Origin of the sequence: Streptococcus anginosus (assembly GCF_001697145.1) — a bacterium.
Classification (GTDB): domain Bacteria; phylum Bacillota; class Bacilli; order Lactobacillales; family Streptococcaceae; genus Streptococcus; species Streptococcus hominis.
Genome location: NZ_CP012719.1, coordinates 126,853 through 137,500, shown reverse-complemented (window position 1 = coordinate 137,500; position 10,648 = coordinate 126,853). Strand labels below are relative to the sequence as shown.

General features: G+C 42.4%; 9 protein-coding genes, 2 tRNA genes and 2 rRNA genes (1 of these 13 cut by a window edge). 3 read left to right on the top strand and 10 right to left on the bottom strand.

Annotated elements, in window-relative coordinates:
- From SanJ4206_RS00715 to SanJ4206_RS00705, 3 genes are all read right to left on the bottom strand, one after another.
- Nucleotides 1-275 (bottom strand): 23S ribosomal RNA (locus tag SanJ4206_RS00715); it reaches 2,626 nt to the left of the window's first position.
- A gap of 264 nt (nucleotides 276-539) precedes the next feature.
- A tRNA-Ala gene (locus SanJ4206_RS00710) sits at nucleotides 540-612 on the bottom strand.
- 56 nt (nucleotides 613-668) lie between these two features.
- Nucleotides 669-2,224 (bottom strand): 16S ribosomal RNA (locus tag SanJ4206_RS00705).
- Together the 16S and 23S rRNA genes with 1 tRNA gene alongside form the textbook arrangement of a ribosomal RNA operon.
- Before the next feature lie 309 nt (nucleotides 2,225-2,533).
- Here SanJ4206_RS00705 and SanJ4206_RS00700 point away from each other — a divergent pair.
- Together SanJ4206_RS00700 and SanJ4206_RS00695 are read left to right on the top strand one after the other, a co-directional pair.
- A complete protein-coding gene (locus SanJ4206_RS00700; RefSeq protein ID WP_230454368.1) occupies nucleotides 2,534-2,821 on the top strand; it encodes a hypothetical protein in 288 nt (95 codons plus the stop codon).
- 15 nt (nucleotides 2,822-2,836) lie between these two features.
- Nucleotides 2,837-2,907: transfer RNA gene (locus tag SanJ4206_RS00695), tRNA-Cys, on the top strand.
- A 213-nt stretch (nucleotides 2,908-3,120) separates the two neighbouring features.
- Here the strand turns inward: SanJ4206_RS00695 and nusG are convergent.
- The 4 genes from nusG to pbp2a form a co-directional block, all read right to left on the bottom strand.
- Entirely contained in the window at nucleotides 3,121-3,657 is a 537-nt protein-coding gene (gene nusG / locus SanJ4206_RS00690; protein WP_003027329.1) for a transcription termination/antitermination protein NusG, read from the bottom strand.
- A gap of 151 nt (nucleotides 3,658-3,808) precedes the next feature.
- Nucleotides 3,809-3,985 (bottom strand): preprotein translocase subunit SecE, encoded by a 177-nt coding sequence (secE, locus tag SanJ4206_RS00685; RefSeq protein WP_003027327.1) that lies wholly within the window; start codon nucleotides 3,983-3,985, stop codon nucleotides 3,809-3,811.
- 9 nt (nucleotides 3,986-3,994) lie between these two features.
- Complete coding sequence (gene rpmG / locus SanJ4206_RS00680; protein ID WP_003074882.1) at nucleotides 3,995-4,147, bottom strand: 50S ribosomal protein L33; 153 nt, start codon at nucleotides 4,145-4,147, stop codon at nucleotides 3,995-3,997.
- Between the two features lie 49 nt (nucleotides 4,148-4,196).
- On the bottom strand, nucleotides 4,197-6,416 hold the full coding sequence (pbp2a, locus tag SanJ4206_RS00675; protein ID WP_003028604.1) for a penicillin-binding protein PBP2A: 2,220 nt from the start codon (nucleotides 6,414-6,416) through the stop codon (nucleotides 4,197-4,199).
- Between the two features lie 137 nt (nucleotides 6,417-6,553).
- On the opposite strand from pbp2a, the gene SanJ4206_RS00670 reads away from it, so the two are divergent.
- Nucleotides 6,554-7,414, top strand: a complete 861-nt coding sequence (locus SanJ4206_RS00670; RefSeq protein WP_003028603.1) for an RluA family pseudouridine synthase — start codon at nucleotides 6,554-6,556, stop codon at nucleotides 7,412-7,414.
- Between the two features lie 285 nt (nucleotides 7,415-7,699).
- On the opposite strand, the gene SanJ4206_RS00665 is transcribed toward SanJ4206_RS00670, so the two are convergent.
- From SanJ4206_RS00665 to SanJ4206_RS00655, 3 genes are read right to left on the bottom strand one after another with little or no spacing between them, the layout of a single operon-like run.
- Nucleotides 7,700-7,909, bottom strand: a complete 210-nt coding sequence (locus SanJ4206_RS00665) for a heavy-metal-associated domain-containing protein (RefSeq protein ID WP_003028602.1) — start codon at nucleotides 7,907-7,909, stop codon at nucleotides 7,700-7,702.
- A 12-nt stretch (nucleotides 7,910-7,921) separates the two neighbouring features.
- Complete coding sequence (locus SanJ4206_RS00660) at nucleotides 7,922-10,174, bottom strand: heavy metal translocating P-type ATPase (protein ID WP_003028601.1); 2,253 nt, start codon at nucleotides 10,172-10,174, stop codon at nucleotides 7,922-7,924.
- A 3-nt stretch (nucleotides 10,175-10,177) separates the two neighbouring features.
- Entirely contained in the window at nucleotides 10,178-10,645 is a 468-nt protein-coding gene (locus SanJ4206_RS00655; RefSeq protein ID WP_003028600.1) for a CopY/TcrY family copper transport repressor, read from the bottom strand.
- Between the last annotated feature and the right edge of the window lie 3 nt (nucleotides 10,646-10,648).

The window sequence follows — 10,648 nt, the reverse complement described above, 5'->3', positions numbered from 1 at the left end:
TTCTCGGTTTGCCCTCTTGCCCTTTCGCTCGCCGCTACTCAGGCAATCGCTTTTGCTTTCTCTTCCTGCAGCTACTTAGATGTTTCAGTTCACTGCGTCTTCCTCCTCATCTCCTTAACAGAGATGGGTAACAGGTAGTACCTGCTGGGTTCCCCCATTCGGATATCCCTGGATCTACGCTTACTTACAGCTCCCCAAGGCATTTCGTCGTTTGTCACGTCCTTCTTCGGCTCCTAGTGCCAAGGCATCCACCGTGCGCCCTTACTAACTTAACCTTATCTTTGACCTCTCAGTCATATACTCATTAATATTCACAGCGTTTTCGGTTTATTTTCTTGTTACTATTTGATATCGTTATTCAATTTTCAATGTGCTAATCTTAGGATATTAAGAGACGGTTCGCTTGCGAAAACTTCTGTAGAAAAATAGGAAACTGACGCTGTGTTCGTCGAACACAAGGAAGTTTATCTTTTTTCCTAAGAAGTTAGTCTCATATGCAACTTCACTTCTTTATTAAGTTCAGTAGGATTCTATCCTAATGGAGCCTAGCGGGATCGAACCGCTGACCTCCTGCGTGCAAAGCAGGCGCTCTCCCAGCTGAGCTAAGGCCCCACAAGACCTCTCAAAACTAAACAAGACAAACTCAATGGCTTCCGTTTTTTCCTTAGAAAGGAGGTGATCCAGCCGCACCTTCCGATACGGCTACCTTGTTACGACTTCACCCCAATCATCTATCCCACCTTAGGCGGCTGGCTCCTTACGGTTACCTCACCGACTTCGGGTGTTACAAACTCTCGTGGTGTGACGGGCGGTGTGTACAAGGCCCGGGAACGTATTCACCGCGGCGTGCTGATCCGCGATTACTAGCGATTCCGACTTCATGTAGGCGAGTTGCAGCCTACAATCCGAACTGAGACTGGCTTTCAGAGATTAGCTTGCCGTCACCGGCTTGCGACTCGTTGTACCAGCCATTGTAGCACGTGTGTAGCCCAGGTCATAAGGGGCATGATGATTTGACGTCATCCCCACCTTCCTCCGGTTTATTACCGGCAGTCTCGCTAGAGTGCCCAACTCAATGATGGCAACTAACAATAAGGGTTGCGCTCGTTGCGGGACTTAACCCAACATCTCACGACACGAGCTGACGACAACCATGCACCACCTGTCACCGATGTTCCGAAGAAACTTCCTATCTCTAGAAATAGCATCGGGATGTCAAGACCTGGTAAGGTTCTTCGCGTTGCTTCGAATTAAACCACATGCTCCACCGCTTGTGCGGGCCCCCGTCAATTCCTTTGAGTTTCAACCTTGCGGTCGTACTCCCCAGGCGGAGTGCTTAATGCGTTAGCTGCGGCACTAAGTCCCGGAAAGGACCTAACACCTAGCACTCATCGTTTACGGCGTGGACTACCAGGGTATCTAATCCTGTTCGCTCCCCACGCTTTCGAGCCTCAGCGTCAGTTACAGACCAGAGAGCCGCTTTCGCCACCGGTGTTCCTCCATATATCTACGCATTTCACCGCTACACATGGAATTCCACTCTCCCCTTCTGCACTCAAGTTAAACAGTTTCCAAAGCCTACAATGGTTGAGCCACTGCCTTTCACTTCAGACTTTTCTAACCGCCTGCGCTCGCTTTACGCCCAATAAATCCGGACAACGCTCGGGACCTACGTATTACCGCGGCTGCTGGCACGTAGTTAGCCGTCCCTTTCTGGTTAAGTACCGTCACAGTATGAACTTTCCATTTTCACACTCGTTCTTCCTTAACAACAGAGCTTTACGATCCGAAAACCTTCTTCACTCACGCGGCGTTGCTCGGTCAGGGTTCCCCCCATTGCCGAAGATTCCCTACTGCTGCCTCCCGTAGGAGTCTGGGCCGTGTCTCAGTCCCAGTGTGGCCGATCACCCTCTCAGGTCGGCTATGTATCGTCGCCTAGGTAGGCCATTACCCTACCTACTAGCTAATACAACGCAGGTCCATCTACTAGCGATGCAATTGCATCTTTCAAGCATCTAACATGTGTTACATACTGTTATGCGGTATTAGCTATCGTTTCCAATAGTTATCCCCCTCTAATAGGCAGGTTACCTACGCGTTACTCACCCGTTCGCAACTCACAGTCTATGGTGTAGCAAGCTACGGTATAAACTGTGCGTCCTACTTGCATGTATTAGGCACGCCGCCAGCGTTCGTCCTGAGCCAGGATCAAACTCTCATATAAAGTTTGAGCTCTCACTCATTTCTGTCACTGACAGATTTATTGTTTCTTTTTAATGTTTGACGGACTGTTCTTAAACAGTCGCCTGCACATTGGTTCGTCTTGTTCAGTTTTCAAAGGTCTTTGTCGCCCCTCAAGCGACAACTATCTTAGTATATCACCTCCTTCTCTTCTTGTCAATACCTTTTTTCATCTTTTTTTATTTTTCTTAAACTTTTTTCTTCCAAATTGATAGCTGAAAACATTTATTTGTTGAAGAAGTTCCCATGGCTAAAAAATATAAACTTCTAACTTTTAGAAATGTCATATGAGATGGATACAATTATTAAAAAAAGGAAGCAAGTAACGGGAAATCAACTTATGACTTCTTTACTTTTAGGAAGATGGTGGCTGATATTTTTGAAGCTAGTTGATTCAGCTAAACAAGTTTATCTTATTGCTATCTTAACTAAAGCAAGAAAAACTATCAATCCAAACTTTTCTTCGGCTTATCAAAATGATAATTTCACCACTTTAATGATTAAATTTAATCGGAAAACACTAAAATTTTACAAAGAGAAACCAATCTCCACTCTTGACGAAAACGATTTTTTAGGATAAAATAATAAACGTTGTGGCGGTATAGCCAAGTGGTAAGGCACGGCTCTGCAAAAGCTTGATCGTCGGTTCAAATCCGTCTACCGCCTTCCGTAACCTGATTTAACAGGAATTAACCGAATGAAAAGCCCGTAAAATCGGGCTTTTTTATTTTTTTGTTCGGTTAAATTAGGTCAAATATAATAAAATTGGTGGGTGAATTTGAGACAAACATTTTCAACAAGAGTTTATTTTTCATCAAAATAGTACAAAAAGTGAGCTAAACCAATAACTATAAAAATTGATTTCTAGCTCACTTTTTATTATAATTCAGCAATTTGGTTCAGATTTACTTCGGCAACTGTATCATTTCCGAATAGCGAAATAATCATCTTCACTTTGTTGTTGTCAATTTCGGTGATTTTACCCGTATAATCTGCAAAAGCGCCGTCAATGATACGTACGGTATCGCCAACTTTCACATCAATATCAAATTCTTGAACGGTTTGTCCCATTGAAATCAAGATTTGGCGAATTTCCTCTTCCAAAAGTGGTGTTGGTTTAGAGCGGTTTCCATGTGAGCCGACAAAGCCTGTTACGTTTGGTGTGTTCCGTACGACAAACCATGCTTCGTCTGTCATCACCATTTCTACCAAGACGTAACCTGGGAAACGATTTTCTTCAACTTCTTTGGTTTTTCCGTTTTTCTCCACTTGTACCGTTTGCGTTGGAATTTCTACGCGCAAAATATTTTCCAACATATTATAGGTTTGTGCACGTTGTAAAAGATTTTCTTTTACTTTATTTTCATATCCTGAGTATGTCTGCAAGACAAACCAGCCTTTATCAAAACTGTCCATCGTTCTTCCTTTCCTAAATAAAAAAGCCTGAGGGCTTCGGTTTCTTTTCTAGCCCTATTATACCACAAAAATAGCAAATGCCATCTTTTTACTACTATTTTTATAATAAAAGATAAAAGCCTACTTGATAAAACAACAAGCAGGCTAAAATTTAAAAGATATTTAACAATCGTACCAAACCTCTTGTGACAAGTAAGTCGAAAAGATAAATAATGACGACAAAGAAAGCTGTGTATTCCATAACTGAGATAAAATCTACCCAGCTTTGCTTTCTAGTTGGCCAAGTTGTATCTTTTAATACTTGAAATGTATCTTTAATGAATTTCACAACTTTCTCCTATCTAGTTTCTTTATGAATCGTATATTTACTGCAATGCTTACAATATTTATTTACTTCCAGACGTTTTGGTTTTGGCGTACTACTCAATTTGATTGAATAGTTTCTCGATCCACAAACCGTGCACGCCAGACTCGCTTTTTTTAGTGCCATAACGCCTCCATCTTGTTTATTATATCAGGAAAGCCCGTTTTTGACAAGTCTATTGGAACCAACTCTTAACCGTGTCCCAAAGATTCTGTGCTTTTTCAGGAATCTTAGCATCGTCAATTGCTTTCTTAGCTTGGTCAACTAAATTCTTGGCTTTATCTTGCACATCTTTCAAAATATCTGAATTATTGTTACTTTGATTTGCAGTATCATTTGTACCATTCGTATCAACCGGTGCAATGCCATTTTTTGCATAGGCATTTTCGTCACCAAACTTCGTACCATTTGTGTACGGTAGGATACTATTTGCCACACTTCGGAAAATAGCTGAAGCTTCATTGGCACTAGTGCCTGTCAGATAATGATTTTCATCAGTCTTTGGGAAACCTAGCCACTGACTAATCACCACATCTGGCGTGTAACCAATAACCCATTGATCTCCTGATAAATCTGGGTTAAAGTCAGTCTCTGTCGTTCCTGTCTTCCCAGCCATATCATAGCCGTAAGGAGCCGCATAAACACCCGTACCATTGGTAAATGTTCCCAGCATCATACTCGTCATTTTTTCTGTTGTTGAGCGGTTAAGCACTCGCGTTGAAGTTGATTTATGAGTTTTGACTACTTGTCCACTAGCATTTTCGATTTTGGTAATCAAATGAGCATCATTCATAACACCATTATTGGCAAAAGTCGAGTAGGCTTGTGCCATTTGTAGCGGATTGGTTGTTACGCCACTGCCGAGAGCCACCCCAAGAGTCTGATCCACTTTATCCATATTCAAGCCAAATTTTTTACCATATTCAAAAACTTTTTTCAGTCCCAATTCATTAGCAGCAGCAACCGCTGGAATATTTAAGGATTGCGCTAAAGCCTGATACATTGGCACAGTCGGACTGGATTGAATCCCACCATAGTTGTTCACGGTGTAATTTCCGTAAGTCGTTGTGCTATTGTCCAACTCTTTATTGATGGACCAACCTGCTGCAACTGCAGGGCTGTAAACCGCCAAGGGCTTAATAGTCGAGCCAGGGCTTCTTGAAGATTGTGTAGCATAGTTAAAACTTCTGAAATTGGCACTCGTACTATTGATTTGCCCGACAAGCGCGCGAACACCTCCAGTTTTAGGGTCAAGCGCTACACTACCCGATTGGGCTCTTGTCCCATCGGCTGCTTGCGGGAATAAATCTTCGCGATCATAGATGACTTGCATGCTAGCTTGGTAATTCTGATCTAGCTCCGTGTAAATACGATAGCCGTTATTAACAATATCGGCTTCTGTCAAACCATAATCTCGAACTGCTTCATTGATAACCGCATCAAAGTAAGACGGATAGCGATAATCTGCCGATTTTCCTGTGTAAGCATCTACCAATTGACTGCCCAAACCATTCGCTGCTGCCTGATTGGCTGTTGCTTGATTGATATAGCCAGCAGCTACCATATTTTGCAGAACGGTATTGCGCCGATTGGTTGCATTTTTGATAGAAGCAATGGGATTGTATAGCTCAGGTCCTTTAAGCATTCCTGCTAAGGTAGCTGCTTGATCTAGTGTCAGCTGGCTAGCAGATACGCCGAAATATTTTTTAGAAGCATCTTCTACTCCCCACACACCATTCCCGAAATAAGAATTATTGAGGTACATGGTGAGAATCTGATTTTTACTATATTTCTTGGTTAATTCCAAGGCGAGGAAAAATTCCTTTGCTTTCCGCTCAATGGTCTGATCCTGAGATAAGTAAGCATTTTTGGCTAATTGTTGTGTAATGGTAGAACCACCACCAGAACGTCCCGCTGTCAAAATCGCCATGATAAAACGACCGTAGTTAATACCACTATTTTTATAAAAGGAACGGTCTTCTGTCGCAATGACAGCATGTTGCAAATTCGGGCTAATCTGGGACAATTCTACATAAGTTCCCTTTTGCCCTGACAAACTTCCAGCTTTTTTGCCGTCCTTATCATAAATAGATGTCGTTGCTTTCAAAGCATTCTGCAAATCATTCACATTAGTGGATTTGGCAACATAAAAGAGATAACCTCCTGTCACCAAACCAAAACCAAGTCCCAAAATTAAGACAATCTTCGTCAGGTGATAGCGACGCCAAAATCGACGAAATGGGTGTTGAGAAATCGGCTTTTTCCGACTTTTCCCAGACCGGCTCAAATGCAGCTCAGATTCTTCAACCTCTGCCGCTTCATGATACTCTCGTTCAGGACTTTCCTTTTTAAAATGATTCACTACTATTTCAAATAATTCATTTAATTTTTTCATATCTTTATTCTATCACCTTCTCCATATCCAGACAAGAAAGGACTTCTTATCAGGCGTTTAGTTTAGAAAACTTTAAGAAATTGTTTAATCTCGAGCTGGTTATTTTCAATCATCGGCTATTTTGTTACAATAACTATATGCAATTTACGATTACGATTCCACAAGGTTTGCCAGAGATGACAGTCAAAGAGCTACTGGAAGAACATTTTTTGATTCCACGAAAGATTCGCCATTTTCTGCGCATTAAAAAACACGTCCTTGTAAACCAACACCCCATCAACTGGCAAAGTCAGGTTCATCCAGCTGATGTGATTACTTTAATCTTTGACGAAGAAGATTATCCACAGAAATCCATTCTCATGGGAAATGCTAGTCTGGTGGAAGAATTATACCAAGATGAACACATCACCATCGTCAACAAACCCGAAGGCATGAAAACACATGCCAATGAACCAACGGAGCTGGCACTTTTAAATCATGTCTCTGCTTATGTTGGAAATACTTGCTATGTCGTTCATCGCTTAGACAAGGAAACAAGCGGAGCTGTTCTTTTTGCGAAGAATCCTTTTATCTTGCCAATTTTAAATCGATTGCTAGAAAACAAGGAAATTTCGCGCGAATATTGGGCTTTGGTACAAGGAGCATTTCCCCAAAAACGTCAAATCTATACAGATAAAATCGGGCGTGACCGTCACGATCGGCGAAAACGGCTAGTGGATAACAAAAATGGTCAATACGCTGAGACCCATATCTCAAAGCTAAAAGAATTTGAAAACAAGACGCTCGTCAGCTGTCAACTTAAAACTGGGCGAACTCATCAAATCCGTGTACACCTTGCTCATCATGGATACCCCATTATCGGCGATCCATTGTACAATCCGCAAAAAGCAAAGCGTCTCATGCTTCATGCTCATCGTTTAACTTTCACACATCCTTTTACGCTTGAAAAAATTAGTGTTGAAGTCAGCTCTCAAAGCTTTGAGAAAGGATTGATTTAAAAAATAATGGGAGTGGAACAGAACTAAAAATTTTCGATTTTTAGTTCGTGGTCCACCCCCGCAAGGGTAATTATGTGCTCTTCCGAGCTGGAAAAGCGAACAGCTTGGATACTTGCTTCGCAAGTTTTATCTGCCACCTCAAAGCAGTGCTTTAAGCAATCATAGTGGCTTGCTGTGCAAGGCTGATTTCCCGCCTTCAACAATTCAGTGAATTGTTGAAGCTGCGTTATTCGTTTATTACTAATTCTAATAGAAGCTGGGACACTTTTTGCCCAGCCTCATTTTTTATGCAACATTAACAACTTTATAAATCGTTTTAGCCAGAGTAACTTGATAATCTTCTGCACTGTATGCATGATTGGTGGTTACAGTCGCAACCTTTGTATCTAAATCAATTTGAACGTCCGATACACCTTCCAATTTTAGGAAGTGCTCGGTGACATGCTTCACGCAATTTTGGCAAGATATATTTTCTAAAGTAACAATTTGTTTCATGATGAACTCCTTTTATGATTCTATTTTAAAGCGCCGTAAACGCAGCGCATTGGTGACGACAGAAACCGAGCTAAAGCTCATGGCAAGACCGGCTAGCATAGGATTGAGCAGCGGACCGCCAAATACATATAAAAGACCCATTGCGATTGGTATTCCTAAGGTATTGTAGGCAAAAGCCCAGAAAAGATTTTCTTTGATATTTTTAATCGTAGCCTGACTGAGGCGAATGGCTGTCACCACATCTAAAAGGTCGCTGTGCATCAAAACAATGTCGGCTGAGTCAATAGCCACATCCGTTCCAGAACCAATAGCAATCCCGACTTCAGCTTGCACCAGAGCAGGTGCATCATTGATTCCATCACCCACCATGGCAACCTTTTCCCCCTGCACTTGCAAATCCTTGACGACATCTGCTTTGCCGTCTGGAAATACTCCTGCAATCACTTGATCGACACCAGCTTCTCTTGCGATAGCTTGAGCTGTTTCCTCACGGTCCCCTGTCAACATCACAACTTCTAAGCCCATTTTTTGCAATTCAGCAATAGCTTTACGGCTATTTTTTTTGATTGGATCAGCAACTGCTGTAATTCCGACTAACTTTTTATCTACTGCGACAAACATGGCCGTCTTTCCTTGATGAGATAAGGAAATCAAGTCAGAGATATGTTCTCCGAGCTCGACTTGGTATTGTCTCATCAAGCTTTCATTCCCGATTAAAATTTCTTGAGCTTTTACTTGAGCTATAATCCCTTTACCTGAGATTGCTTGGAAATCCGTTACCGGTGCCAAAGATACGACTTCATCTTGAGCGGCTTCCAAAATTGCTACCGCCAATGGATGTTCTGAATGTTGCTCACTACTTGCAAGCAAATGTAGCAATTCCTCCCGTGTGACATCACCAAAAGTCAACACATCCGTCAAACTTGGTTTCCCTTCGGTAATCGTACCTGTCTTATCCAGAACGACAACTTCTACCAAATGAGCCGCTTCAAGAGCCTGTCCCGACTTAATCAAGACGCCATTTTCAGCACCCTTTCCTGTGCCTACCATAATAGCCGTCGGAGTTGCTAGCCCAAGCGCGCAGGGACAAGCGATAACCAATACCGCAATAAAGATAGAAAGTGAGAATTGCAGGCTTTCTCCTGCCAGAAAGTACCACAACAGAACTGCTAAAACTGCCAAGCCCAAGACGATTGGTACAAAGTAGAGCGAGATCTTATCTGCCATAGCCGCAATAGGCGCTTTCGAGCCTTGCGCTTCCTCTACCAAATGAACAATCTGAGCTAAGGTTGTGTCCGAACCGACTTTAGTTGCTTCATAGTCAATAGAACCCGTTTGATTCATAGTGGCACTGGTAATCACATCTCCGATGTTTTTTTCAACAGGAACACTTTCACCTGTCATCATGGACTCATCTACATAGGTTTGTCCAGAGATAACCACACCGTCTACTGGCATACGTTCTCCCGGTTTGATCCGTACAATGTCTCCAACCTTGATGTCTTCTGTATCAATTGTGACGACTTCGCCATAACGAATAACCGTTGCTTGATTGGGCACCAAACTCATCAAACTTTGAATCGCTTGCGAAGTTCGTCCCTTGGCATTGGCCTCCAGATATTTCCCCAGTAAAACAAGAGTGATAATCACACCAACTGATTCAAAATACAACTGGTGTACAAAAGTATGATGCCCCAGTAAAACTTGAACGACCGAGTACAAACTATACAGAAAGGCTGCACTCGTTCCTACGGCAATCAAACTATCCATGTTCGGATGACGTTTTGCCAAATTCCGAAAACCACGTACATAAAAACCACGACCAACCCAAATCGCTGGCAAAGTAAGGAAAAACTGCGCCAATACAAAGGCAATGGGATGCGTCATGTGACCTAAAAAGGAGGGCAACGGCAAGCCAATCATGCTCCCCATTGAAATATAGAGGAGTGGCACGGTCGCTCCTGCCGCAAACCAAATCTGACGCGCCATTTTGCGCACGGTTTCTTCTTTCTCTGCAGCCTGTTTTGCATAATCCGACTGCTTTTGTTCCCCTTTTTCTACCGCTTGGTAACCTGCTTCTTTCACAGCCTCTAAGACTTGCTCGCTTGCAAATCCTTCTTTTGGAAAAACTGTCAATTTTTCCGTCGCCAAGTTCACCGTAGCTTCCTCAACCGTTGGAAGTTCCTTGACTGCCATTTCAATGGTCATCGCGCAAGCTGCACAGGTCATGCCGAATAATTTATACTCTTTTTTGTCTTTTTCCATTTCTTACTCCGCCATTTTAGATTGATTCGTTTCATCTTGACAATGCGCGCCACAAGTACACTGACCTGGTGGACAATTGCACTGAATCGTCTTCGGTGCTTGAACTTGCTTTTCTTTTACAACATCCAAGATTCGGGACAAATCCGTTTGACTGAATTGATTGCTTTCTAGTATTGAAATCACTAAATCACCATGCTTGGTATTGCACATATTGTCAAGTAAGGTCCGCCAACTATTTTCCAAATGCTCATCTTCTAAGATCAGAGCATCATAGTAAAACTTGCCCTCAATCTTTTCCATTGAAATAAACTCTTTGGTCTTCAGGCGATTCAGCAAGGTTTTGACAGTAGCCGGTTTCCAATCGAAATCAGCTTCTAAACGCTCCACCACCTCAGTACTTCTGCTATGAGGATACGCCCACAAAACACGCATAACTTGCCATTCTGCCTGACTGATATTTTGTTGTTCCATTTT

What these genes read in the sequence shown, in the direction of transcription:
- SanJ4206_RS00700 (WP_230454368.1), top strand. Translation starts at nt 2,534, where the DNA reads ATGGATACAATTATTAAAAAAAGGAAGCAAGTAACGGGAAATCAACTT.
- nusG (WP_003027329.1), bottom strand. Translation starts at nt 3,657, where the DNA reads ATGGACAGTTTTGATAAAGGCTGGTTTGTCTTGCAGACATACTCAGGA.
- rpmG (WP_003074882.1), bottom strand. Translation starts at nt 4,147, where the DNA reads ATGGCACTAAAAAAAGCGAGTCTGGCGTGCACGGTTTGTGGATCGAGA.
- pbp2a (WP_003028604.1), bottom strand. Translation starts at nt 6,416, where the DNA reads ATGAAAAAATTAAATGAATTATTTGAAATAGTAGTGAATCATTTTAAA.
- SanJ4206_RS00670 (WP_003028603.1), top strand. Translation starts at nt 6,554, where the DNA reads ATGCAATTTACGATTACGATTCCACAAGGTTTGCCAGAGATGACAGTC.
- SanJ4206_RS00665 (WP_003028602.1), bottom strand. Translation starts at nt 7,909, where the DNA reads ATGAAACAAATTGTTACTTTAGAAAATATATCTTGCCAAAATTGCGTG.
- SanJ4206_RS00660 (WP_003028601.1), bottom strand. Translation starts at nt 10,174, where the DNA reads ATGGAAAAAGACAAAAAAGAGTATAAATTATTCGGCATGACCTGTGCA.
- SanJ4206_RS00655 (WP_003028600.1), bottom strand. Translation starts at nt 10,645, where the DNA reads ATGGAACAACAAAATATCAGTCAGGCAGAATGGCAAGTTATGCGTGTT.